Below are 26,109 nucleotides of genomic sequence, written 5' to 3' on the forward strand. Positions count from 1 at the left end.
AATTTTTTTACCACAAACTAAAATACCCGGTTAAATTTATCACTGCTGTTTTTTTAAAGAAAGATAAATTTCAACCGGGTATTTAAATTGCAAATGTCTTTATTTTGAAAGCTTCCTCCGTTTTACCTCTTTTACTATCAAACTCAGCTCGCGGCTCATTTGCCCGGCAATAGCAGTATTTTCCTGTGCCCGCCTGAAAAGATAGGGTAAAACTGCTTTTATTGGCCCGTATGGAACATATTTGGCCACGTTATACTGTGCATTGGCAAGGTTAAAGCTTAAATTATCGCTCATACCCAGCAGCTGCGAAAAGTAAACATGTGGATTTTTATGGTTGATGCCCTTTTTATCCAAAAGTTCGGCAAGCTGGCGGCAGCTTTCTTCGTTGTGGGTACCTGCTACAAAGGCAATGGTATCAATATGATCAGTACAAAAATCAAGCGAAGCATCGTAATCTTTATCTGCCGATTGCTTATCCGGTTGAATTGGAGATAGATAGCCCATCTCTGCAGCGCGCTTACGTTCTTTTTCCATATAAGCGCCACGTACTAATTTGGCTCCTAATATAAACCCTCCTTTAACCGCAATTACATGATCATTTTTTAACGATGCCAGCTTATCATGCCTGTATAGCTGATAAGTATTATAAACTATAGCTTTTTCTGTATTGTACAGGTGCATCATATCCAAAGCCAGCATATCAATAGTTTGCTGGATCCAGCTCTCTTCGGCATCAATCATTACCGGGATGCCCTTTGCATGCGCCATTGTGCAAATTGCTAAAACCCTTGCCTGTGCTTTTTGCCATTCTTCCTGTTCCAAAACGCTAAGCTGCGCCTTTTCGTCAAGTTTTTCAAGTAATGAAAAACGGCCAACACCCGTAATTTTAAATACAGTAATAGGCACTGCTTTATCAGTTGCAGCCCTTTCAATAGTGCGGATAATTTCATCACAGGTATTATCAAACACCTGCTCATCATCTTCACCCTCTATAGAATAATCAAGAATGGTGCCTACGCTGCCATTATGAAGGTTTTTAATTGTTTTATCACATTCGGCAATGGTTTCGCCACCACAAAAATGTTTAAAAATAGTGGCCTTAATTATACCCTTAATAGGTAACCCAATTTTTATAGCAAAATTGGTTATCGGAGGGCCTATTTTTACTAAAAAGTTAACATTAATTACCCTGAACAACCAATAGGCGCGTTTAAGGTCGGAATTTGAAGAATGACGGAAAGCTATCTCCGTATTTTCAAAGGACAAATTATTTTTTTCGATCATGGTCAGTTAGTACATGATTCATATTTAACAGTTCATAATTAATGGAAAACAACCACAAACTATGACCTGTGAAATATAAACCGGTGTGCAAAATTATAAATTGCAAGCCAAATATCTCATTATTCATTGAATAGTTTATTTTTGTTGCCTCATGATAGAATTTAAAGTTACCGGAGATTATATCCCCATGATCCAATTGCTAAAGGCGGCCAACCTGGTACAAACCGGCGGCGAAGCGCAAATAGCTGTAACAGAGGGCGAAGTGATGTATAATGGCCAGGTTGATTTCCGCAAACGCCTTAAGGTAAAAAAAGGTGATAAGGTTGAATTCCGGGGCGAAACTATCAGCGTTATATAACTATGAAAACCATCCAAAGCGACAACTACCCAATATTTTTTGAAGACAGCATAGCCGAGCTTGAAAAGTTTGTTAAGGCCGGCAATTATTCGCGGTCGTTTATTTTAACCGACGAACATACCTCGATACACTGCCTGCCACTGATCCAGGCGCAGTTTGAAGGGCATGAAAATTTCGACATCATTGAAGTTAATTCAGGTGAAGAAAGCAAGACCATTGATTTTTGCATCGGCATCTGGAAAATGCTGATTGATTTTGAAGCCGACCGTAAAAGCCTGCTGATAAACCTTGGCGGCGGTGTAATTACCGATATGGGCGGTTTTGCGGCCTCAACTTTTAAGCGCGGGATAGATTTTGTACATGTGCCTACTACCCTGCTCTCGCAGGTGGATGCATCCGTTGGCGGCAAAACGGGGATAGATATGGACAATATTAAAAACATCATCGGCACCTTTACACAGCCAAAAGCAGTGTTTATTGCTGATACTTTTTTAAAAACATTACCAGCAAGGCAGATCTTATCCGGTACAGCCGAAATGCTAAAACATGGACTTATAACCGATGCCGCTTATTGGGAAGTACTAAAAAACAGCGATTTAAGTATTCCTTCTGCAGAATTGATCTATCGCTCCGTTGAAATAAAAAACGAAGTTGTTATTGAAGACCCGAAGGAAAATGGCATCCGTAAGGCGCTTAACTTTGGGCACACCATTGGCCATGCGGTGGAAACCAACTCGCTGATAAATGATAAAGACCCGTTAACGCATGGCGAAGCAATAGCCTTAGGGATGATCTGCGAAGCTTACCTATCTCACAAAAAAACGGGATTAAGCAGCGATGAACTGACGGAAATTGTAACCGTGATGGGTAACCTATATCCCCGGTACAACCTGGCAGAAGCAAATTATGAAACGCTATGTTCCATAATGTTAAAAGATAAGAAAAACCAAAACGGTAAAATAAATTGCACATTATTGACAGGCATAGGCAGATTCAGTCTTGATAATATATGCACAGATGCCGAACTTTGCGAAAGTTTAACTTATTACGCAACTTTGTAAAATGTTCCACCCCGACATAAGACAAGAAACCGCATTGCTACTGGTAGGATTACTGGTGGTAATGACCGTACTTGAAATGTGGTTCAGCTATCGGGAAAATCGCCATTACTACGAAAAGCGGGATACGTTTACCAATATATACTTAACCACGCTTGCCTTTTTATTAAACCTGGCTGTTGGCGGCAGTACATTTTTCATTTTAAACTATGCCTGGCATTTCAGGCTGTTTGAAATACATAATGCTATAATTTATTGGTTTGTATTGGTTGTAGCGCAGGACTTTTTATATTGGGCGCTGCATTATACAGGCCATTATTGCCGCCTGTTTTGGGCAATCCATGTAACACATCATTCGTCAGAGCATTTTAACTTTACCACCGGCTTCCGCTCTACTGTTTTTGAGCCGCTTTACCGGGTGTTTTTTTATTTACCACTTGCGTTTATGGGCTTTAACGCTATTGATATACTTTATGCTTACCTGATTACCCAGCTATATGGCAATATGGTGCATACGCAATATAACGTACCGCTGCCCAAATGGTATGGACTTATATTTGTAACCCCCTCTCATCACAGGGTGCACCATGCTTCAAACGTCCCTTACCTTGATAAAAACATGGGTATGGTTTTAATTATATGGGACAGGATGTTCGGCACCTTCCGCGAAGAAAACCTGCCTGAGCCTGTAAAATACGGCCTAACCCATCAGCCAGATGACCTTGGACCTGTAAATATTCTTTTCCATGAATGGAAAGCTTTATTGGCTGATGTAAAAAAAGCGCCGACACTTAAAACCAAAATACAATACTTTTTAAACCCACCGGGATGGAGTCATGATGGGCGTACACAAACGGCAAGGGTGATGCAGCGGGAGTATGAGGAGAATCCCGTTAATTAACAGCAACTGCCATTCCCATAATGGCTAAAACCGGCGGTATTGTCTTTGTACAAACCGCAATAGGAACCCATCCAATTTATGCTGACTTTTGATGAAACCATTTATTTATGCAAATCAAGTTTTTTTGCCCCAAATGGGGTTCTGATAATATTACGTGGGATGACTTTTGCGCGAAGGTAAAAGCAGCAGGCTATAACGGGGTTGAAACGCCCATACCTTTTGATGATACCGAAAGGAACGAAATTGTTAGCGCCTTAAAAAAACACGGACTTTTGTTGATAGCCCAATATTATCAGTCGTTTGAAAAGGATTTTAACGAGCATAAAAAGAGTTTTAAAAGACACCTGGAATATTTAGCCGGCCTACAGCCCTTATTTATCGACTCGCAAACCGGGAAGGATTATTTTACTGCGACTCAAAACAGCGAACTTTTTGAAATTGCAGCTGAGGTAACTAAACAAAGCGGGGTAGTTATCGCACATGAAACGCACCGGAATAAAGCACTGTTTGCTGCACATATTACAAATGAATTACTGGAAGCTAACCCCGATGTAGTGATCACTGCTGATTTTTCGCACTGGTGCAATGTTTCTGAAAGCTTGTTGGAGCAGCAGCAGGAAGCAGTTGATATGGCAATAAGCAGAACCATACACATCCATGCCAGGGTTGGTCATGCCGAATCGGCCCAGGTATCCGACCCACGGGCTAAAGAATGGAGCTCTGAGGTAGAAGCACACCTTAAATGGTGGGATCAAATTATACAGCACCGGTTAAAAAGTGGTGCCCCGTTTGCAACAATAACACCTGAATTTGGGCCAGCCCCTTATATGCCTGCATTACCTTACACTAAAATGCCGGTCGCCAATCAATGGGATATTAATGTTTATATGATGGGGATGCTTAAAAAGCGATATGCGCATATCATTTAATTAATTCCACATAATAATCATTAGTTTGGCTGCTTAATTTAATTCCCCTAATGCCTGAATTTATATCCAAACTGCAATATAAAACCTGTGAAGACGGAGAGTATTATGAGGAAAAAAGCCGAACCCTTGATGAAACAATCACATTAATAAAAGAATTTCCATGGGTAAGAGAACAATATGCTGATGTTGAGTTAACCGGGCCATCGGTAACTATATTGGATTCGCAGGGCAACTACTTAAAAGCTGGAATTTATTTTGGCGGGAGATTTTCATTGTATTATCTTGACACTAAAAATCATTTTTATGAGCTTAAACAAATCAATATTGACAAAGTATACAATGCGGTAATTGAACTTTTTAACGGACAAATTGATCTGCAAAGTTTTAAAAAGCATTCACTGGAGTTTGGTAAAAAAAACTATTTCCTCACGAAGAATTTCGAATATGGGATTAAACTTTGGAAAGTGATTATGATAAGTGTTTTCTGGAACAGTGCTTTCATATTTCTTTTGTTTTTGTCCGTTGCTGCTATACAAATGAAACCGGCAGAAATTAGCATAATATTTATAATCCCAACATTAATAATTGGCAGGATAATAGCTCGAATTTTGAAAAATACTACAGGTTCAGAAACCAATATCTAAAAATTTCAAGAGGCGATGATGAGTTTGTATTTGGTGATAATCAGACTAAAATCAAAACTTATAATAAGGTGGATATAAGTAAAATTATACATTATATGAATAAAAATTCACGTAGCGCCAATTTGATTGAAATAATTGAGGTGGTTTTTAAAGATGGTTCAAGCATTAGTTTTACAAATGTTTTAATATCAGACTACGAATTTTCCTTTAAGTTTTCGGATAAATGGAAGCTTTCACCAATCCCTATTGAGCGGACTTCTATTTTAAAAATGTTATAACTAGCTTGGTTGCTTAATTTAATGCCCCTGATGCCTGAATTTATATCCAAACTTCAACACAAGAATTACGAGAAGGGCGAGTTTTCTGATGAAAAGGCAAGAAGCCTTGATGAAACTATTGAGCTGATAAAAAAATTTCCTTTTGATAACGAGCGTACTCTTACCGATATTCAACTAACCGGCCCATCGGTTACCATACAGGATGAGTATGTAAATTATTTAAAGATAGGCCTTTACTTTAACGGCAAATTTTGTTTGTATTATTGGGATTGCGATAATCACCTGTATGAATGTCATGTGGCAGATCTGCCTGGTGTACTGGCAATAACTACCGATTTTTTTAACGGGCAGATAATTCTGAAAGATTTTGAAAAACATTTATTCAATATCGGCAACCAGGCTCATTTTGTTACCAGCTACTTTGAGTACCGGGAAAAACTTTGGCGTATTATATTGCTCACAGGCTTAATGCTTCTTTATGGAGGTTTCTTTGTTGTTGCAGACGCCACAGTGTTTGCCATTAACACACCATGGTATTTACGCTTATTACTTGCAGCGGTGTCAGCCCTGTATTATTTTTTACTTGGCAAGATCTATTACAATGCGATTGTTAACCGGGATAATTATCTTCAAATATCAAAAGGAAATGATGTGTTCTCATTCGGATACAACCAGCAGGAAATAAATACTCACAACAAAAACAATATCAGCGAAATAGTGACTTACGTAAGCAGCGGGTCAAAAAACCCTAATTTTGTAGAAGCGTATGAGATAAGTTTTAAGGATGGCAGCAGTATTAAATTTACGAATATGCTGATTCCGTCATCTGCCTTCCATACAAAGTTTACAGATAGTATGGACAACCTGATCATTCCATTTACAACGGGGAAGAAGAGCCCTTTGAAAGTTTTATGAAAAAGGCAGACAATAACGGCCTGCTAACTTTCAAAACGAAATTTTACCAAATAAAATTCTGTTTGCCTTACTAATTTTCAAAAAAATAAAATTTTCTATTGACAATTCCATTTTTACATGTACATTTACATCGCAAACAAAAAGAAATGAAATTTAACAGCGCATATTTTTATGGTTACTACTTTTACTTTACCAGTAAGAGCCGGGACTAATATGCACTAACAAACATATAAGAAACTGAAAAGTCCCGGCCAAAAACCGGGACTTTTTGCTTTAAAGCGATTTAGGAACAACATTAATGAAAAACGAAAATCTGAGAGTTGCAATACAGGGGATCCGCGCTTCGTTTCACGAAGAGGCCGCATTGAAATATTTTGGTGAAAACATCCAGACCATTGAATGCAATTCTTTTAAGCAAACATTCGAGGCTTTAAAAGACAAAAATGCCGATTATGTGGTGATGGCTATTGAAAACAGCATTGCCGGTAGTATTTTGCCTAACTACTCGCTGTTGCTGAGCTATGCCTTCCCGGTGGTTGGGGAAATTTACCTCCCTATCCAGCTGCATTTAATGGCGTTGCCGGGCGTAAAATTTGAGGATGTTAAAAATGTAACCTCCCATCCTATCGCTATTCGCCAGTGTGTTGACTTTTTTGATGAATACCCGCATTTAAATATTATTGAAAGCAATGATACGGCGGCCTGCGCCAAACGTATCCGTGATGAACAACTTACTGATACCGTTGCCATTGCCAATACCCTGGCTGCAAGGCTTTACGGATTGGATGTTTTGGAACGCAGGATAGAATCGAACAAAAAGAACTTTACCCGCTTTTTGATCCTTACCCATCACGAAAACGTAACTAAAACACATCCAAACAAAGCTTCGCTGTGTTTTCAGGTGAGCAATAAGGTGGGCGCGCTGGCAAAAGTGCTTAACATCTTCGCCGAGCAAAGCCTCAACATGAGCAAGATCCAAAGCATGCCTATCTTAGGCAAGCGTAACGAATATAATTTTTATGTAGATGTTGAATGGGATGATGCCAAACATTATGATACAGCTATCCGACAGATCTTGAAATACACCCAAAACTTCAACATCCTGGGCGAATATGAAAGGCATGATGATGAAAATGAAAAATTGCCAAAAACAGTGAAGAATGTAAAAGTGCCGAGAACTTATATAAATATGAAGAAGATGGGATGAGGGGGAAGTCGGAAAAGTCCGGAAGTCGGAAAGTCCGAAAGACAGAAATGAAGTAAGAAATCTGAGGTCAGAATTCTGAAATAAAACAGCCAAAAACAATTAAAATAAATAAAAATTAATCTTCCGGACTTTCGGACTTTACCGACTTTCGGACTAACAAAAAAAATGATGAAACTGAATTTAAACATACAACCATTAAGCTCATGGATTAAAACCGGCAGTGAGCCTTTATTAATTGCAGGTCCGTGCAGTGCCGAAACTGAAGATCAGTTAGTAGCAACAGCACATTTACTAGCAAAAACCGGCAGAGTATCTGCTTTACGTGCTGGTATCTGGAAACCACGTACCCGTCCGGGAGAGTTTGAAGGTATTGGCAGCATTGGTTTGGAATGGCTTAAACGCGCTAAAGAAGAAACCGGCTTGCCTACTGCTGTTGAAGTTGCTACTGCAAAACACGTTGAAGAAGCTTTAAAAGCGGGTGTTGATATTTTATGGGTTGGCGCACGTTCAACCGTAAACCCTTTTACTGTACAGGAAATTGCTGATGCGTTGCGCGGCGTTGATGTACCTGTGATGGTTAAAAACCCGGTAAACCCTGATCTTTCATTATGGGTTGGCGCTTTGGAACGCATCAACAATGCGGGTATTACCAAGCTTGCCGCTATTCACCGCGGGTTTTCATCACACGAAAAAAGCGCCTTCCGTAACGAGCCTATGTGGGACCTTGCAATCGGCCTTAAAACACTGGCTCCTGAATTGCCTTTAATTAATGATCCAAGCCATATTACCGGCAACCGCGACCTAATAGGTTACATTTCACAAAAAGCCCTTGACCTGGATATGCAGGGCTTAATGATAGAGTCGCACATTGACCCAACCGTTGCCTGGACAGATGCCAAACAACAGGTTACTCCGGATGCTTTGGTTGAGATCATTAAACACTTAACATTGCGCAAACCAGAGATCCGCAATTCTGAAGTTAAAGATAAGCTGGAAGAATTACGTAACCAGATAGATAAAATTGATGACCTGGTGATCCAGAAAATGGCTGAACGTATGAAAATTGTTGAGCAGATTGGTAATTACAAAAAGGACAACAACATCACAATTTTACAGGTTAACCGTTGGGATGAGATCCTGAACAAACGTACCAACTATGCTAAAGCCCTTAAATTAAGCACTGAGTTTACTGAGAAACTGCTGGAACTGATCCACGCTGAATCTATCCGTAAACAAACCGAGATAATGAATAAAGACGAAGCGGGACAAGCAGCAGACAAATTAACGCACGCGTAAATTTTATTCAACCTGGCAAATCTGAGACGCGAAGCATCGTGTCTCTACAAAATGTATTTTTAATATATCGTAGAAACGCCCGGATAAATCCGGGCATTTCCGAATGAATATTTACAATGAAGCATAACATCATCCTTACAAAAAAAAGCAAATCAGTAAAAGGCACAGTACAGCTCACCGGTTCAAAAAGTGAATGTAACCGCGCCCTGGTAATTGAAGCGCTCAGCAACGGTAAGGTAAAGGTTGAAAATATATCAGACGCGGCGGATGCAGTTTTGCTTGCAAAAATTTTGCGGGCGGAGATTAAAGATCAGAGATTAGAGATTAGCGGTATTAATTCTTCCGAAATCGAACATCCGATATCCGAAATCAACATCGGTCCGGCAGGTACAGCTATGCGCTTTTTAACTGCATATCTTACACTGCAGGATGAAGAAGTGATATTAACCGGCAGTGAGCGGATGAAACAGCGCCCTATAGGGATTTTGGTGGATGCTTTGCGTGAGTTGGGTGCACAAATAGAATACGTTGAAAACGAAGGCTTCCCTCCTATCAAACTAAAAGGTAGCTTAGTACAGCAATCCAATAAGGTCAGTATAAAAGGAAATATAAGCAGCCAGTACATCACTGCGCTATTGCTTATAGCTGCCCGGCTGCCTTTAGGTTTGGAACTGCATATTGAAGGCGACTTAACATCCCGCCCTTATGTGGAAATGACGCTGGCCATGCTGCAGACCGCAGGCATTCAGCATAGCTGGCAGGGTAATGTAATTTCCATCCAAAACCAGGAATTCACAACTACTTCATTGTATATCGAGCCGGACTGGAGCGCAGCCTCCTACTGGTATGCTATAGCTGCATTGGCCGACGAGGCTGAGCTATATTTACCGGGCCTAACCCAATACAGCTTACAGGGCGACAGCGTTATAACCGAGATAATGGCCAACTTTGGGATTACCTCGCAGTTTAAAGATGGCGGTGTTTATCTGCAAAAGGAAGTAAAGGCAATATCGCGCAAGATCTTTGATTTAAAAGAATGTCCTGATCTGGCCCAAACAATTATTGTGGTATGCGCCGCATTGGGCCACGAAGCTACCTTTACCGGGCTGGAAACACTGAAGATAAAAGAAACCGACCGCATAAAAGCCCTGCAAAATGAGCTTGCCAAAATTGGTGTAAAGCTGATTGAAAAAGGCCAGGTTTATAAGCTGGACTGCAGCGAAAAACAGATCCCCCAACGTATATTTGTTGATACCTACGACGATCACCGGATGGCGATGGCTTTTGCACCGCTGGCATTACTGATCCCGGAGATTGAAATTGAAGATGCCGATGTGGTTGAAAAATCATACCCGGCATTTTGGAAAGATTTGGAGAAGGTGGGATTTGAGGGCGAGGTAAGAGGATAAGCCCAACCGTCATTGCGAGGAACGAAGCAAACTTTGAACTATGCAAATCAGGGAGCGGTATGCTATGTGGTGAGCAATTAACTTGTGGCTTTAGCGCCCTTGTTGGTGTTGTCACCAACAAGTTGGACTAAGTTTGTGTATAGCAGATAGCCTGTAAGCTAGTTGTGCAATAATACAAACCACGTAGTATAATTCCTTTTGTTGGTGACAACACCAACAAAGGCAGTAACAACAAACAATAAATAATCCGCACATTTGCACATTCGCAAATCTGCACATCTACACAATTATGGCAGGCAATTCATTTGGACAACTATTCAGGATAACAACATTTGGCGAATCGCATGGCGAAGCTATTGGTGTAATTATTGATGGCTGTCCAGCACAGCTGGATGTTGACCTGGATTATATCCAGGGTGAGCTTGATAAACGCAAACCCGGCCAGTCAAAGATCACTACACAACGCAAGGAAAGTGATACTGTAAAAATACTTTCGGGCGTATTCGAGGGAAAAACAACGGGCACCCCTATTGCCATGCTGATCCCTAATGAGGACCAGCGTTCAAAGGATTACACCCATAATGTTGATGTATTCCGTCCCTCACATGCCGATTATACTTATCAGGCCAAATACGGCATCCGCGATCATCGGGGTGGCGGCAGGTCATCAGCCCGCGAAACTGCTGCACGCGTTGCCGCGGGGGCGTTGGCAAAGCTGTTACTAAAAACCCAGGGCATTGAAATAGTAGCCCATGTAAGCAGCGTTGGCAAAATTGATGCGCCAAACGTGGAGATAAAAAGCGCTCAGGAATTTATTGATGAGCGCGAAAAGAATATCGTTCGCTGTGCAGACCCGGCAACTGCAGAGGAAATGATAGAGTACATTGATTCCATCCGCAAGCAAGGTGATACGGTTGGCGGTAAAGTAAGCTGCCATATTTTAAATTGCCCGGTTGGCTTAGGCGAACCGGTGTTTGATAAGCTGCATGCCGATTTGGGTAAAGCAATGTTAAGCATTAACGCGGTACATGGCTTTGAATATGGCTCGGGCTTTTCAGGCAGCGAGATGCGGGGATCGGAGCATAACGACATCTTCATCAAAAATCATTTAGGCGATATTGGAACGCTTACCAATTATTCAGGCGGGATCCAGGGCGGTTTAAGCAACGGCATGCCAATTGACTTTAAAGTAGCCTTTAAACCCGTTGCCACCATTATGCATAACCAGGCTACTATTGACAGTGAAGGCAATGCTGCCGAAATTTCAGGCAAAGGCCGTCATGACCCTTGCGTAGTGCCAAGAGCCGTGCCTATTGTTGAAGCCATGGCCGCATTGGTTTTGGCAGATCATTGGCTGAGGAACAGAAATTCAATAATGCCTTCTGCTTTTCCTTACTAATCCGCGAAGATTTGTCAACTTTTAAAAAGTTGACAAATCTATCTTTCAACAAAACATCCGCACATCTTCATATTCGCACATCTGCACATTATCTTTGTGTAACCATGTTCACCTCCTTTTTCCAATTATACAAACAAGCATATAGCGGACTTTCACGAAACAGCTGGTACTTGAGCATTGTAATGCTCATTAATCGCAGCGGCACTATGGTAGTGCCTTTTATGAGCATTTATTGTATCAGGCAGCTGCATTTCAGTATTATTGAGGCGGGTACTATCATGAGCTTATTTGGAGTTGGTTCAATAAGCGGTGCTTTTGTTGGCGGTAAGCTGACTGATAAATTTGGCTTTTATGATCTGCAGGTTGGAGCTTTATTAAGCGGCGGTATTTTGTTTTTGATCTTAGGTTATCAGCATACTTTTTTAACCGTAAGCCTTGGCACATTTGTATTGAGCTTTTGTAATGAATCATTCCGGCCGGCAAACTCAACAGCTATAGCGCATTACAGCACGCCCGAAAATAAAACACGTTCGTACTCTTTAAATCGTTTGGCTATTAACTTAGGCTGGGCAGTCGGCGCAGGCTTTGGTGGTTTACTGGCATCAATAAATTATCACCTTTTGTTTTGGGTTGATGGCACAACCAATATATTGGCAGCACTATTTTTATTAAGATTAATGCCAAGGGCAAGCATAGTTAATAACATTAAAAAAATAGAGAAGGGGATTGTAAAGGTATCCGCCTATAAAGACAGGATCTACCTGGCTTTTATTTTGTGCTCTACACTTTTCGCTATGTGCTTTTTCCAGTTCTTTATAATGGAGCCTGTATTCTATAAAATTCAATGGCACTTTAGCGAGCGTTTTATCGGGTTCCTGATGGCTTTAAATGGGATCCTGATAGGTGTTGTTGAAATGGTGCTGATCCATAACCTGGAAGGCAAAAGGAATGGTCTGATTTATATAATAACCGGAGTTTTAATGGGCGCTTCTGGTTTTGTATTACTGGTGTTTTTACCGGCAAGCACGGCAGCGGCAATAATTATTGTTTTACTGATGACATTTAGCGAGATGCTGGCCATGCCATTTATGAACACTTTCTGGATAAGTCGCTCAACCGATTATAACCGGGGCGAGTATGCTGCTTTATACACCATGTCATGGTCGGCAGCACAAGTGGTTGCTCCGATTATCGGTGGTTTGATAATTGCTTATGGAGGCTTTAGTTTGTTATGGTGGGCGTTGTGCGGGCTGAGTGTAGTGGCTGCGGGTGGATATTATTTGCTGTTCAGATTTGTAAAGACAGGCTAGCTAGCAATATTTGATTTATTTATATTTGTATATGGAAACGCTCGTGATAAATATTCCTGAAAAAAAAGAGCATTGGTAAAGCAATTGTTAAAAGAATTGGGGGTTACCATTGACAAAAAAGCTATTGGTAAAAGTACTAAACCACATGTTCCAAATGCACTGACGGCTAAAACCATTGAAGACGCTCGCAAAGGCATTGGGGTTGGTAAACCAATTACAAACATTAAAGATTATCTTAATTCGTTGTAATGTTTACTTTACTGCCAACTAATCAATTTGATAAGGACTTAAAAAAACGTTCTTTCAAAAACGAAAGGCTAATAGATGATTTTTTAACGTTGTTGGAGAAAAATGGCGCATTAGGTATTGAAAGAAAATATCATCCGCATAAACTTTCAGGAAATTATAAAGATAGCTGGAAAGCTCATATAAAACCAGATTTACTAATAATCTGGTTCGAAATAATCAATGATAATGAGATTCTTTTATTAAGAGCCGGCTCTCATTCAGATTTATTTTAAAGACGAATGCCCTACGTCAAATCCCTATCCCTAAACCAAACTTCATCAGGTTTTATTTCAATATTATCCATCAGGTTTATCAGTTCAATAGCATCGCCTGATGTTAAAACCAGCGCGCGATTAGCCGGCTTTAAGAACTTTTGCTCAACCATTACATCCATCTGCTTCAGCAGCAGATCATAAAAACCATTCACATTTAATACACCAACCGGATGGGTATGCAGGCCAAGTTGCAGCCAGGTTAAAACCTCGAAAAACTCTTCTAATGTACCAAAGCCACCAGGCAGCATAATAATGCCATCGCAAAGGTCATTCATTAGTTGTTTGCGCTGGTGCATGTTTTCAACAATATGCAATTCAGTTAATCCTCGGTGGCCAACTTCCTTATCCATCAAAAACTGTGGAATAATCCCTATTGCCTTTCCTCCCCTGCTTAAAACAGCATCAGCCAGAATGCCCATTATACCTACTTTTCCACCACCATATACAAGAGTTATATTCCGGCTTGTCATAATTTCGGCTAATTGCTCAATTGCTTCTTTCAATAGCGGATCGCCGTTAAAATTGGCTCCGCAAAAAATACAGATCGCTTTCATAAGTAGTGCTTTTGTAGTGCCGAAGGTCGTAAAAAGTAGGTGACGAAAAAAAGTTTATGATATTATTTTATTAAAATTGTGAACCATTACATATACCTGCTATTTACCAGGCTATTAGTCCTTATTCAACACCTAAAATGAAAAAACTTATACTTCTTGTATTGCTGGGCTTTGCTTGCCAGCACTCGTTTAGCCAGGATGCAACAGAAAACTACCGGTTGCCATTGAAAAACGATTGGAACATGCAATCAGCCGTTACGGATGCTGCAACAGGCGGTCAGATCTCTAAACCAGATTTTAAAGTTGATAAATGGTATAAAGTAAGTGTGCCAACTACTGTTATCGCCGGACTAATTGCCAATAAGGTATATAATTTTGATCCTTTTTATGGTAGAAATTTCGAAAAGCTAAATGATGCCCGGCTTGATAAGCCATGGTGGTTTCGCAAGGAATTTAAGCTGGCTGAATCTGAAAATGGTAAAAATGTGGTACTAAAGCTGCAAGGGGTAAACTACAAAGCTAATGTATGGTTCAATGGAAAATTAATTGCTGATTCAACCCAGATAGTTGGTCCTTTCCGCATTATTGAGCTTGATATCACCAAATACATAAAATACTCCGGCCAAAACGTGTTGGCTGTTGAAGTAAAACGTCCGTTCGATCCTAATAAAAGAGGCGGCGATCTCGCCATTGATTATGCCGACTGGATCCACTATCCACCCGATTTTAATAATGGCATCATTAATAATGTGGAGATAAAAACCTTTCGCAAGGTTGGCGTTGAGTATCCGCTGGTTACTACCAAATTCGATCTGCCTTCGTTGGCTGTAGCACATTTGGAGGTTGATGCAATGGCTGTAAACTATACCGACAAACCCGAGGATGCAGTGGTTAAAGGAAAAATTAATGGCAACATCAGCTTTGAACAGAAAGTACACTTGCTGCCCCGAGAAAAGAAGCAGGTTACTTTCAGTTCTGCCAATTATCCGCAGCTTAACATCAAAAATCCGCGCATTTGGTGGCCGTGGGAATATGGTAAACCGGAGCTTAACAGGATTGAGCTTTCGTTAATTACAGATAAGCAATTGAGCAATGAGCTTGCCGAAAATTTTGGCATCAGGCAGGTATCATCAGTAATGATAGATAACAATAAAGCCCGGAAGTTTATCATCAATGGCAAACCAATTATGCTGCGCGGCGCGGCATGGTCGCCTGATATTTTTCAGCGCAGGTCAACAGAGCGACAGGAACAGGAGTTAAAGCTGGTTAGGGATATGAACATGAATATTGTACGTTCGGAAGGTAAGCTGGAAGACGACAGTTTTTATTCGATCTGCGATCGGGAAGGTTTATTGGTGATGACTGGCTGGATGTGCTGCGGTGCCTGGCAATATCCCGAAAAATGGGATGCAGCCAAAAGAAGCATCGCCATGGCATCAGACAGCAGCGTTATGTATTGGCTAAGAAACAAGCCATCAATGCTTACCTGGCTAAATGGCAGCGACATGCCGCCGCGGGATAAAAAAGTTGAAGCCGATTGGCTGGCAATTGAAGCCGATTTAAAATGGCCCAATCCTACTATAGCCAGCGCAAATGAAACCCCATCAAAAATTTCAGGCCCTACAGGCGTTAAAATGGCAGGACCATATGATTGGGTTCCGCCAGCCTATTGGGAAGCTGATACCAGCAAATACGGTGGCGCCTGGAGCTTTGCAACAGAGATCTCACCCGGTCCATCCATCCCGCCTTACGAAAGCCTGATCAAATTTATACCCAAGGATTCTATAAATAACAAAAGCCTTGATTGGTTGTACCATTGCGGCACAATGCAATTTGGGAACACCCGCATTTTTGACAGTGCACTTTATGCCCGTTACGGCACATCGGCATCTATAATGGATTACCTGAACAAAGCCCAATTACAGAATTACGAAGGGCACCGGGCAATGATGGAAGCCTATGGATTAAAGAAATACAACAATGCAACAGGCGTTGTGCAATGGATGCTGAGCAACCCATGGCCAAGCCTGATCTGGCATACTTACGATTATTATCTCTATCCTGCCGGCACCTACTTCGGTATGAAAAAATCGCTGGAACCTTTGCATGTAATGTACTCTTACAAATCAAACGGGGTTGATATTATTAATTCCACGCTGCAATCGTTTACCGGCCTGCAGGTAAAGGCAACAGTTTATAACCTTGATGGCACATTAAAATACACCAAAGAAACCACTGCTGATGTAGCCGAAGATGGTACAAAAGAATGCTTTACCTTTCCTCAAATTGATGGCTTAAGCGATGTTTATTTTGTGCGATTAGAATTAAAAAATGCAAAAGGCAAGGTTGAAAGCATTAACTGGTATTGGCTGTCAGGTAAAAAAGATGAGTTGAACTGGAACAAGTCAACCTGGTATTATACGCCGCAATCTGCTTTTGCAAACTATAGCGCTTTAACAAATATGCCTAAAGCAACCCTGATTGTAAAGCATACATCTGCAAAAACAGAAACAGGAGCTTCACACAAAACAACTATAACCAATACCGGTAAATCTGTTGCATTTTTTGTACATGTAAGGGTTTTAAAAGAAAAAGGCGGGGATGATATTCTACCAGTTATTTTTGAAGACAACTACATCACATTAGCCCCGGGCGAAACCCGCACTATTGAATGCAACTATTTAAACAAAGATGCGGGCACTGGTGAGCCTTATATTTTGGTGAATGGCTGGAATGTTGATACTGCAGGTAGCAAAACCGGTAATAATATTGGAATTGAAAAGTAATCAACGGGATTAATAAAACGTTATAATTAAACTATGAGAAAAATACTTTTATCAATATTACCATGCATCGCCATTTTATTTACAACATCATGGTCGGTCTCTCCAAGCGATACCATTTCAGCAGGACAGCAACCGCAAATAGCCAGCGACAATAAGGGAATTATAAGGGTAGTTTTTGGAGAACAGGATCAAATATTTTGTGCCACATCTGTTGATAAAGGCATCTCGTTTTCAAAACCTGTTTTGGTAGCAAATGTACCTGAAATGCACCTGGGCATGTCGCGTGGGCCACAATTGGCAAGTTCTGCTAATTTTTCAATTATTACGGCCATAGATAAAGCAGGCAACATTCATTGGTTCAGGCTTGATCACAAAGCCAATGTATGGGAAAATATGGGGACCGTTAATGACCTAAATAAAAGCGCACCTGAAGGTTTAATGGGCCTGGCAGCCGACAATAAAGATAATTTTTATGCAACATGGCTGGATACCCGCACAGGTGGCCATAATCAAATTTATTTTTCATCGTTATCCGGCAAAGCAATTAGCTGGTCAAAAAATATAATGGCCTACCGCTCGCCTGATGGGCATGTTTGCGAATGCTGTAAGCCCAATATTGCTGTAAAGGACGCCAAAGTTGTTATTATGTTCAGAAACTGGATAAATGGATCAAGAGACCTGTATCTAACAACATCTGTTAATAATGGTAAATCTTTTACAGCGGCAGAAAAACTGGGATTAGATTCATGGAAACTTAATGGCTGCCCGATGGATGGCGGCGGGGTTGCTATTGACAATACCAATATAGTTCAAACAACATGGCAGCGTAAAGGGACAATATATTATGCTGAACCCGGTAAACCCGAAATTTATATTGGGAAAGGAAGAATATGCAGCATTTCAGGAACCAATGCAGACAACACATTAATTGCACTTCAAAATAATGATACGGTTAAACTGATCTCTCCAAAAAACAAAAATGTAACTATTGCTGGCACCGGCGGTTTCCTAAAATCAATCAGTTTGCCTGGTAATAAAACGCTTTGCGTGTGGGAGCAAAACAATCAGATCAAATTTAAAAGGATTTAAGAATAGGCTTTATTTTTAAGGCTGAAATGTGAATACAATAAAATAATCCGGATAATTCCCGGTCCAAATAAAAATAAGTGCGGCAGGATTATAAGCTATCCTTTCTGCACTTATTTTTTGGCTATTGTTTCCCGGATGTTTTAATTTTACTCAATGCAGTATCCAGGGCATTGTCAGCCGGTACCGCGATATCCGGTTTTACACCTATCGCTTCCCAGTTAGTTTTAGTAACCGGATTTATTGCGCGGGCAAAGGGAATATTTGCAACAAACCCGTTCCCGGCAGAAAAAGGCTGTACAGGGTGCGCACCTCCACCTGTTGTTTCGCCGATAACTATTGCCCGTTTTTGAGTTTGAAGGTCATAAGTTAGCTCCTCCCCGGCAGAAAATGTGTGTTTATTAGTTAACACGTAAACAGGAATGGTATTCAATGTTTTAAGCAGGGTATCCGGCGTTGTCCAATAAGGGTTTGTTGAGTTATCTTTCCTGGTGTACAGATCATTTAAATGTGTTTTACTCTTAAAGAAAAAGCCACACAAATAACTTACCATTTCAGGCTCACCACCCATATTGTTTCGTAAATCAATAATTAAAGCATTACTGTTACTTACAAACCTTAAGGCAGCCATGGCCATGTCCTTTGCCTCTTTATCAGGAGCAAAAAAGCCCCGTATTTTAAGGTACCCGATATTCCCCGGTAAGATCTCTGCCTTCTCAAAACCAAAGTTTACCCGTCTTCTGAATTTAAACCTTCTGTCCTCTTCTCTTCTTTCTGCTTCCGGATTATCTTTTCCGACGCTGTCAAATGATGGCCTGTAAATAATGGACAAATGTCCGTCATGATAAACAGATAAAAGATCTGCTGTTAACCTGGCGGCAAAAACAGGTTGCGCTTTTATAGTATCATAAGCGCCACTTACAAACTGCTGTTTAATGAAATTTCCCATTTTTAATGCGGTATCCAGGTATACATAATTGTTTTTTAGTTCATTTGCAATGCGTTCAATTACCTGTTTTTTAACTTTATTATTAAACGGGGGTACCTGGGCGAATGAATTAATAAAGAATATTGCGCAAACAGCGAACACAATCATTTTTTTTAAACTTTGCTTCATATAGAATCAGATTGAGTATTTTTTATAATTTGGTTAAGCAGTTGCTGAAGCTGACTGGTTTGCATTTCGTTAATGTCTTTTAATGCCAAACTCCGGTTTTGATCAATAACGGGCTGCATATTATCCAGTAGCTTTACTGCGTTTTCTGTTAGTGTTAAACTAAATCTTCTTCTATCAGCGGCATGCATTGTGCGTACCAGGTATTGTTTCTCTACCAATAATTCAATAATCCGGGTAACAGACGCGTAATCTTTAAAAATTGTTTCCGCAACCTGGTGTTGTGTTTGTTCAGGATTATCATGTAAGGTTTTCAAAACAAGCCATTGATCAATAGTTATATTAAAACCATGTTTCACTAATTGTCTTTGGGCAAATTGCCGATAGCTTTTAATTGCTCTTTCGAGTGAATAAAATAAGATATCATTTAAGTTTTCAGATTTAATCATTGATACAAATATAATTGATATATCAATATAATTATATTTATTTAAATTAATTTTTATGAACCCTTAATTTTACAACACTTAAACATAATTATATAATAACTGTATTCCGTTAATAGGTAACTTTGTTGCGGATGAAAAAGGCAGCCATATTAAGTATTACAGCATTTTACCTGTTGCTAACAACAGGAATGTTTGTTTGCATAGTACATTGCGCTGCCGAAAGCCTTGCACCCAAACAGGTTATGCACATGGCGAAATCCATGGATCACAATGGAAGAGATTGTGCTGCTAAAAAGGATTGCGACTGTTGTAAAAAACATGGCGACTTTATCATCAAGGAAAATATTAAGCCTGCAACAGATGTTCAATATGCACAATCGGCTCTATTGATCCATCAATTTAAAATTGCTGATTTCCCCTTAAATATTCCTGTTATTCAAAACACGTTGTGGTACCAAAGCAATGCACCACCGGGAAGATCAGGCAAGTGTATATCTCTTCAAAATTGTTCTCTTCTTATCTGATAAAAGTTTTTGTCGTTTCCTTTCGGCGTGGACGATCTTGTCCTTATTAAAACTTTAATTAATAAAATCTTCTTATAAAGATGGTAAACCATCTAAAATTTTCGATATGAAATATCTAATAACGTCAATCATTTTTTTGGGGTTGATATATAGTGCTTCGGCGCAGCAAAAAATGGATATGAGCGATACCTCCAAACATCATCACATGATGATGAAGGATACAGCAAAATCCAAAATGAATAAAAAAAAGGCCATGCCTACAAAGAAAGATGAGATGAAAGGCATGGATATGAGCGGTGGCTCAATGGACAAAATGGATATGGCTGGAATGGGTATGATGAGCAGCGCCCAATCAAAAAACCTCCCAATGGGCCGTAACGGATCGGGTACCAGCTGGCTGCCTGACGCTTCGCCGATGTATGGCTTTATGCTGCACGGCGGCAAATGGATGTATATGCTGCATGGCAATGTATCATTCAGGTACACCAACCAGGATTTTACAAACAAGGGGAGCCGTGGCGGCAGCAAAGTTGATGCGCCCAATTGGTTTATGGGGATGGCACAACGCCCGGTTGGCAAAAACGGCCTGCTAAGCTTGAATTTAATGATGTCATTAGACCCATTGACAGAACAAGGCTACGGATATCCATTACTATTCCAGACTGGTGAAAGCTGGCATGGAAACCCCTTAATTGACAGGCAGCACCCGCATGACCTGTTCTCAGAAGTTGCAGCTAACTACACCTACGCGTTCTCAAAAAAAACCGACCTGAGCCTTTATGTTGGCTACCCCGGTGAGCCAGCAATAGGGCCAGTCGCGTTTATGCACCGCCCATCGGCTATGTCTAATCCCGATGCACCCATAAGTCACCATTGGTCTGATGCTACGCATATTACTTTTGGTGTAGCTACTGTTGGTTTCAGGTATGACCAATTTAAAATTGAAGGCTCATCTTTTACCGGCAGGGAGCCGAATGAGAACAGATATAATTTTGATAAGCCGAGATTTGATTCATGGAGCACCAGGCTTGATTATAACCCATCAGCAAACTGGGCGCTGCAGGTATCACATGCGTTTATTAAAAGTCCGGAAGCGCTTAGTCCTGATGAAAATATTTACCGCACCACTGCGTCGGCTACCTATAGCCTTCCTTTAGGCGATCAGAAAACGTTTAATGCCACGGCATTATGGGGATTGAATAAGATCCACGGGCAACAAGGGGATAACTCTGCTTTGTTTGAAGCGGACCTAAGGCTGAAAAAGCTCGACGTTTATACCCGGTATGAGTTTGTACAGAAAACTACCGGAGAGCTCGTTTTAAACCCGTTGATCTATGGCGATGATACTATCTTCCCGGTAAATGCCGTCACATTGGGGCTTACCTATGACCTGTTTAAAATGGGGCAATTTAATGTAGCAGCGGGTGGACAATTTACTTATTACGGAGTTGATACCCGGCTGCACAGCTTATATGGAGCAGGCCCCATGGGAGGCGAAGTATTTTTGAGGATCTACCCAAGCCTGATGTAAGGCCTCACCCTGCCCTCTCCGAAGGAGAGGGTTCTAAAAAAAAGCGAAGCTAAAGTCCTCTCCTTTGGAGAGGATTTAGGTGAGGCCCTAAAAACTAAATTATTTATAAATAACTTTGATAAAAATAACAATTATGAAAACGCTTAAAACACTTGCTTTAACGCTGACGCTGGTATTTTGTACAGTATTAGCCAATGCCCGTCCGGCATCAAATAACTCAATTGATAAAATAATTAATGCATACCTTGATGTTAAAAACGCACTAATAAGCGGTGATGGGAATGTAGTTAAAACCAAAGCAAAAGACCTGCTTACCGCGCTATCTGCAAAACCAGATGCAAGCTTAACAGCTGCGCAACAAAAAATACTGGCTGCCTATCATGATAAACTTTTGTTTGATAGCAGGCACATGAGTGAAACTACTGAGATAGATCATCAGCGGGAACATTTTGCCAGCCTTTCGAAAAACATGTATGAGGTTGTAAAAGGTGTTAAAATGAATACCGCTCCAATTTACGAGCAATATTGCCCTATGAAAAAGGCCTACTGGCTTAGTGAAAGCGATCAGATAAAAAACCCCTATTTTGGCAGTAAAATGCTTACCTGTGGTAAAGTGACTGAAACACTGGCCCCCGTTAAGTAAAAAAACTTTCTTGGCGCCCAGCATATGATAAAATAAATGGAACATCGAATAGCTTATTCAAAGCTATTCGATGTAGCTTTGATCATGAAATCAAAACCTTGAACATGCAGAAGATGCATAATCCTTGCCATTTACAGTACATCCGCATAAGCCCGTTCCATAATTTATGCCATCGCAAATGCCATATACGGTTAGTCCAACTTCATTAACTACCATACAAGCTCCTGAGCTGATGCAATTTGGATCAACCTTTCCACCTGTTACTTTTTTCATTTCCACTCTGCTGAGTTTGCTAAATTTTTTCATGATTTTTGGGTTTAGTTTTTTTACCCGGTAACGCCCCGGTAACTTAAGCGGCATGTTTTACTAAAGGACATACTCCTTTACTTTGCAAAGTATTTTACAGAAATGGCATTTCAACGGGCAGAGTTTTACCTGTCAATTAGCACCTTTATATCAAAAAATTAATCAAAGTTTTGAGCTGGATATTTCAGTTCAGGTTAAAAATATCTGCTCTCTTAAAAAGAGAAACTCAGGAACAATATACGAAATATGTTTAATAATTAGAACGATAAGAATCACGTTACCGGAATAGTTTGAATATGGAAGGCGCAAAGTACTGTGCCTTCATGCTGAAAAAACGCACGAAGTTTCTTTTAATCAAATTTAAATATCAGCAATTATCTGCTTCAAAGCTTTATTAAACTCATCCGGTTTCTCAACCATCGGAAAGTGCCCCACCGCGTGGATAAACTTAACCTGGTAAGGAATTTTATTCGTCCTGAGCCCGATGGTATTTGTGAGCGTCACATCGCTATTAATCAAATAAAGTTTCTTTCCCGAAGCTGTCAGCTTTTTAACTTCGTCAAAATCATTCATCTGCATGCAGGCAGTTGCAATAGCTGTGTCTGCTTTTGCAACATCTGCCAGGATCCTTTTTTTAATGGAGTCTGCTGTGGTTTTGTAAAACAGGTCCTGGTTAAAATATTGGGACGCAGTTTGCTTAAAATTATGTTTTAACTGGTTAATTGCCTCTTCATAATCCGCAGTATCTTTTTTTGAGGGTACAGCATTGTTAACGTTCTTAAAATTATCAACCCCCACCAGGCCTATAACCTTTTCACGCGCATTAACAGCAGCCTCCAAAACAATATCCCCGGCCATTGAATGCCCTATAAGCACCACGTTTTTTAAGTTAAGCTGTGAAATTACTGAATCAACATCACGCCCGTAAGTTATCGCATTCCAAACCGTTCTGTTTTTTCCGGATTGCCCAAAGCCAGGCAGATCTATAGTAACTACACGATATTTTTTTCCAAAATAGCTTACCTGGTTTGCCCAATAGCTTTTGTTAATACACCAGCCATGTACAAAAAGTAAAGTGGTATCACCTTTACCATTATCGGTATAAGCGATATTTACTCCCTGGTCATTAATTTTTTTCTGCTGATTTGTAGATTGTTTAGCTTGCTTTTGGCTGCAGGATATTTGTACCGCCGCAATAACAAAGAAAGAGGCTACTATAAAAGGCTTCATAAAGTTTGGTTTTAGTTGGATTAAATATCTTATTATAAGATGATTGCGCCTAATAGTTTAACAAACTTTAACCTTTAAAAATTTCGTAAATCTGACCATAACTCCTTCTTTCGGTCTTCCGGACTTTACTGACTTTCGGACTTATCCAACCTACCACCACTTCAACGGAAACTCAATACTATCAACCGAGCTTACAATTAAATCAGGTTTAAAAGCATAATGGCTAAGCCTTTCCTTTTGGGCTATGCCTGAAAGTACCAGGATAGTTTTATACCCCATTTGAACGCCACCTTGAATATCCGTTTCCATAGTATCACCTACTACGGTTGTTTCAGCCGTTTCCAGGCCAAGGTATTTGCGTGCCGACCGCATCATAACCGGGCTTGGCTTGCCGGTAACAAAGGCTCTGCGCCCGGTTGCTTCTTCAATCATAGCGGTAGTTGCGGCAATTCCCAGGTTATTCCACCCAGGTTTTTTGGGCGATGGATCGCGATTAGTGGTAATAAACTTTGCACCTGCCAATATCATATCCACGGCACGCTGAACCATTTCGAGGGTAAAGTTCCGTCCCTCGCCTAATACAACAAACTCGGGGTCTGAATCAACTAAGGTTATTCCATTTTCGTGCAGGCTGCTCAGTAAACCGCCCTCACCTAAAACGTATGCAGTGCCGCCCGGCCCCTGGTCGCCCAGGAATTTTCCGGTTGCCATTGCGCTGGTGTAAACATGTTCTTCCGTAACTTCAATACCCAGCCTTTTTAATTTACGAACAGTTTCAAGCCTTGTTCGCTGGCTGTTGTTGGTCATAAAAGTAAAAGGGGTTCCATCTTTGAGCAGTTTGGCTATAAACTTATCCGCTCCCTGTATTAACTGCTCGCCGCTGTATATCACCCCGTCCATATCGATCAATAGTCCGTGTTTCATAGGTTGTTGTCTTTTATTATCAAATCAAGAGCTGATTTTAGCGCTCCTTATTATCAAAGGTAAGATAAAGCGGGATAACAATAAAAATATCGCAAAGGGAATGAGGTAATATTAATAATGTATTACAAAATAGTACAATTAATTAAATTAATCTTAACCTGATCAAACATTACTTCATGACAATTTTGTTAATAGCTCTTTTACCAGCCTTACATTCAGTAAAGGCTCGTACTTAAACTCATGCTGTAATATGCTTATAGCAGGGTATTTATTAGCCAAATAACTGCAAACATCCGTTGCCATATCAATTGTGAGGTATTTGGCCAGACAATTATGCCCGCCAAGCCCGAATGTAAGATGTTGGTCGTTATTGCTTCGGAGCGGGTTATACTTTCCAGGATCTGCAAATACAACCGGGTCAAGGTTAGCGGCAGCTATAACTACCATTATTGGCTCTCCTGCCTTAATGAGCTGCCCTCCTATCCGGAAATTTTCGGCAGCTATTCGTCTTGTATGATGAACCGGCGGATCCAAACGCAGTGTCTCAATTACGCCTCTTTTAAAGTATGACTTATCTGTTAATTGCCTATTCATGTCATCACAGTGTTTAACCATATTGATGAGCGAATTACACAACAACCCTCTGCCTGCATCATAGCTTTGAATAAACAGCCCGAGCAGGTTTACAGCAAACAACGCTATTGATGCTTCATTATAACCATTAAGCTTTTCATTAACATATCTTTTCGCTATAGCATAAAACTCATCCATAGTGCTGTTAATCGCTGTAACATCAGCAGCAGATTTATTAGGCGCCATGATGCGTACCAGCACAGCAATATTTTCAGTAACAAAGGCACAATCATCATCACCAAAGTCCATTCCTTTTAAAATAACTAATACAGGCAGCTGTTTGGCTATTACTGTTACAAAATCAAACTGTGTAAAATTTACTTTACCAAGTAAGCTATCTATCAGTTCATTTATTTGTACAGGCCTTATACACTGAAACATCATTATTGCAGCTGCCCGTGATTCCTGGTGCTGCATATTATTGGTTATCCGCGCCAATTTTTTTATCGCCAGCTTTGCATTGCCGCTCAATAAGCTATCAGCCTCAATAACAGGTTCGGGCACTATTGCAACATCGCTCATTAAAACCGTTTTACAATATTCATAGCTATAAGCTACCCATATATTAAGATTCAGATCCCAATAAATAGGATTATCAGCTAATTGCCTGGTGTAAATGGCCTTATGATCAATATTATCCCAACTTAAAATTGTGTTGCTATTCATTCTTATTCTTTTTGGATAATTCAAAGGTATCTGCATTTATTGACTAACACTTCAGTCTGTGCTTAAGTATGAAAAATCCATTTTTTTAATAATGCAAAAACTTAAAGCTTAA

Annotated in this window: 26 protein-coding genes; 18 read left to right on the forward strand and 8 right to left on the reverse strand. The window is 40.3% G+C overall.

Annotated features, from left to right (window positions below):
• Nucleotides 1-99 precede the first annotated feature (99 nt).
• On the reverse strand, nt 100-1,284 hold the full coding sequence (locus BUE31_RS13770; RefSeq protein WP_073404401.1) for a proline dehydrogenase family protein: 1,185 nt from the start codon (nt 1,282-1,284) through the stop codon (nt 100-102).
• A gap of 151 nt (nt 1,285-1,435) precedes the next feature.
• Between BUE31_RS13770 and BUE31_RS13775 the strand changes: the two genes are divergently transcribed.
• The 13 genes from BUE31_RS13775 to BUE31_RS13835 all read left to right on the forward strand — a co-directional run bounded on the left by BUE31_RS13775 (nt 1,436) and on the right by BUE31_RS13835 (nt 13,509).
• On the forward strand, nt 1,436-1,642 hold the full coding sequence (locus tag BUE31_RS13775; protein ID WP_073404402.1) for an RNA-binding S4 domain-containing protein: 207 nt from the start codon (nt 1,436-1,438) through the stop codon (nt 1,640-1,642).
• 2 nt (nt 1,643-1,644) lie between these two features.
• Complete coding sequence (gene aroB / locus BUE31_RS13780; RefSeq protein WP_073404403.1) at nt 1,645-2,703, forward strand: 3-dehydroquinate synthase; 1,059 nt, start codon at nt 1,645-1,647, stop codon at nt 2,701-2,703.
• Nucleotide 2,704: 1 nt separating this feature from the next.
• A complete protein-coding gene (locus tag BUE31_RS13785) occupies nt 2,705-3,601 on the forward strand; it encodes a sterol desaturase family protein (RefSeq protein ID WP_073404404.1) in 897 nt (298 codons plus the stop codon).
• A gap of 107 nt (nt 3,602-3,708) precedes the next feature.
• Nucleotides 3,709-4,530, forward strand: coding sequence for a sugar phosphate isomerase/epimerase family protein (locus BUE31_RS13790; RefSeq protein WP_073404405.1), 822 nt, complete (start codon nt 3,709-3,711; stop codon nt 4,528-4,530).
• Nucleotides 4,531-4,580: 50 nt separating this feature from the next.
• Nucleotides 4,581-5,174, forward strand: coding sequence for a hypothetical protein (locus BUE31_RS13795; protein ID WP_073404406.1), 594 nt, complete (start codon nt 4,581-4,583; stop codon nt 5,172-5,174).
• 308 nt (nt 5,175-5,482) lie between these two features.
• Nucleotides 5,483-6,367: a PH domain-containing protein gene (locus tag BUE31_RS13805; protein WP_143167126.1), complete on the forward strand. Its 885-nt coding sequence runs from the start codon at nt 5,483-5,485 to the stop codon at nt 6,365-6,367.
• 298 nt (nt 6,368-6,665) lie between these two features.
• Complete coding sequence (locus BUE31_RS13810) at nt 6,666-7,574, forward strand: prephenate dehydratase (RefSeq protein WP_083619887.1); 909 nt, start codon at nt 6,666-6,668, stop codon at nt 7,572-7,574.
• 168 nt (nt 7,575-7,742) lie between these two features.
• Nucleotides 7,743-8,870, forward strand: a complete 1,128-nt coding sequence (locus BUE31_RS13815) for a chorismate mutase (protein WP_073404409.1) — start codon at nt 7,743-7,745, stop codon at nt 8,868-8,870.
• 116 nt (nt 8,871-8,986) lie between these two features.
• Nucleotides 8,987-10,279 carry a 3-phosphoshikimate 1-carboxyvinyltransferase gene (gene aroA, locus BUE31_RS13820; protein WP_073404410.1) on the forward strand — a complete coding sequence of 431 codons (1,293 nt, stop codon included), beginning with the start codon at nt 8,987-8,989 and terminating at the stop codon, nt 10,277-10,279.
• Between the two features lie 289 nt (nt 10,280-10,568).
• Nucleotides 10,569-11,678: a chorismate synthase gene (gene aroC, locus BUE31_RS13825; protein ID WP_073404411.1), complete on the forward strand. Its 1,110-nt coding sequence runs from the start codon at nt 10,569-10,571 to the stop codon at nt 11,676-11,678.
• A gap of 29 nt (nt 11,679-11,707) precedes the next feature.
• Nucleotides 11,708-12,988 carry an MDR family MFS transporter gene (locus BUE31_RS13830; RefSeq protein WP_234997821.1) on the forward strand — a complete coding sequence of 427 codons (1,281 nt, stop codon included), beginning with the start codon at nt 11,708-11,710 and terminating at the stop codon, nt 12,986-12,988.
• Between the two features lie 72 nt (nt 12,989-13,060).
• Nucleotides 13,061-13,237 carry a hypothetical protein gene (locus BUE31_RS31055; RefSeq protein ID WP_159440683.1) on the forward strand — a complete coding sequence of 59 codons (177 nt, stop codon included), beginning with the start codon at nt 13,061-13,063 and terminating at the stop codon, nt 13,235-13,237.
• Nucleotides 13,237-13,509, forward strand: coding sequence for a type II toxin-antitoxin system RelE/ParE family toxin (locus BUE31_RS13835; protein WP_073404413.1), 273 nt, complete (start codon nt 13,237-13,239; stop codon nt 13,507-13,509). Before BUE31_RS31055 ends, BUE31_RS13835 begins: the two co-directional genes overlap by 1 nt.
• An 11-nt stretch (nt 13,510-13,520) precedes the next feature.
• On the opposite strand, the gene BUE31_RS13840 is transcribed toward BUE31_RS13835, so the two are convergent.
• A complete protein-coding gene (locus BUE31_RS13840) occupies nt 13,521-14,105 on the reverse strand; it encodes an LOG family protein (protein WP_073404414.1) in 585 nt (194 codons plus the stop codon).
• Between the two features lie 137 nt (nt 14,106-14,242).
• Between BUE31_RS13840 and BUE31_RS13845 the strand changes: the two genes are divergently transcribed.
• Both BUE31_RS13845 and BUE31_RS13850 read left to right on the forward strand, forming a co-directional pair.
• Nucleotides 14,243-16,891: a glycoside hydrolase family 2 protein gene (locus BUE31_RS13845; RefSeq protein ID WP_073404415.1), complete on the forward strand. Its 2,649-nt coding sequence runs from the start codon at nt 14,243-14,245 to the stop codon at nt 16,889-16,891.
• Between the two features lie 33 nt (nt 16,892-16,924).
• On the forward strand, nt 16,925-17,980 hold the full coding sequence (locus BUE31_RS13850) for a hypothetical protein (protein ID WP_073404416.1): 1,056 nt from the start codon (nt 16,925-16,927) through the stop codon (nt 17,978-17,980).
• 121 nt (nt 17,981-18,101) lie between these two features.
• Here the strand turns inward: BUE31_RS13850 and BUE31_RS13855 are convergent, their stop codons facing one another.
• Nucleotides 18,102-19,094, reverse strand: coding sequence for a S41 family peptidase (locus BUE31_RS13855; protein ID WP_073404417.1), 993 nt, complete (start codon nt 19,092-19,094; stop codon nt 18,102-18,104).
• A complete protein-coding gene (locus BUE31_RS13860; RefSeq protein ID WP_073404418.1) occupies nt 19,091-19,540 on the reverse strand; it encodes a MarR family winged helix-turn-helix transcriptional regulator in 450 nt (149 codons plus the stop codon). The genes BUE31_RS13855 and BUE31_RS13860 overlap by 4 nt, the downstream gene beginning before the upstream one ends.
• 131 nt (nt 19,541-19,671) lie before the next feature.
• On the opposite strand from BUE31_RS13860, the gene BUE31_RS13865 reads away from it, so the two are divergent.
• The 3 genes from BUE31_RS13865 (at nt 19,672) to BUE31_RS13875 (ending at nt 22,238) form a co-directional block, all read left to right on the forward strand.
• The gene (locus BUE31_RS13865; protein WP_073404419.1) at nt 19,672-20,064 is read left to right on the forward strand and encodes an HYC_CC_PP family protein; all 393 of its coding nucleotides are present in this window, start codon (nt 19,672-19,674) and stop codon (nt 20,062-20,064) included.
• Nucleotides 20,065-20,170: 106 nt separating this feature from the next.
• Nucleotides 20,171-21,595, forward strand: a complete 1,425-nt coding sequence (locus tag BUE31_RS13870; protein ID WP_073404420.1) for a TonB-dependent receptor — start codon at nt 20,171-20,173, stop codon at nt 21,593-21,595.
• Between the two features lie 133 nt (nt 21,596-21,728).
• Nucleotides 21,729-22,238 (forward strand): DUF3347 domain-containing protein, encoded by a 510-nt coding sequence (locus BUE31_RS13875; RefSeq protein WP_073404421.1) that lies wholly within the window; start codon nt 21,729-21,731, stop codon nt 22,236-22,238.
• Nucleotides 22,239-22,328: 90 nt separating this feature from the next.
• Here BUE31_RS13875 and BUE31_RS13880 read toward each other — a convergent pair whose 3' ends face one another.
• From BUE31_RS13880 to BUE31_RS13895, 4 genes are all read right to left on the reverse strand, one after another.
• A complete protein-coding gene (locus BUE31_RS13880) occupies nt 22,329-22,544 on the reverse strand; it encodes a bacteriocin-like protein (protein ID WP_143167127.1) in 216 nt (71 codons plus the stop codon).
• 360 nt (nt 22,545-22,904) lie between these two features.
• Nucleotides 22,905-23,774, reverse strand: coding sequence for an alpha/beta fold hydrolase (locus BUE31_RS13885; RefSeq protein WP_073404423.1), 870 nt, complete (start codon nt 23,772-23,774; stop codon nt 22,905-22,907).
• 150 nt (nt 23,775-23,924) lie between these two features.
• Complete coding sequence (locus BUE31_RS13890; protein ID WP_073404424.1) at nt 23,925-24,698, reverse strand: HAD-IIA family hydrolase; 774 nt, start codon at nt 24,696-24,698, stop codon at nt 23,925-23,927.
• 174 nt (nt 24,699-24,872) lie between these two features.
• The gene (locus BUE31_RS13895; RefSeq protein ID WP_073404425.1) at nt 24,873-25,997 is read right to left on the reverse strand and encodes a cytochrome P450; all 1,125 of its coding nucleotides are present in this window, start codon (nt 25,995-25,997) and stop codon (nt 24,873-24,875) included.
• Nucleotides 25,998-26,109: the final 112 nt, after the last annotated feature.

This window comes from Mucilaginibacter sp. OK098 (assembly GCF_900142915.1).
Taxonomy (GTDB): Bacteria; Bacteroidota; Bacteroidia; order Sphingobacteriales; family Sphingobacteriaceae; genus Mucilaginibacter.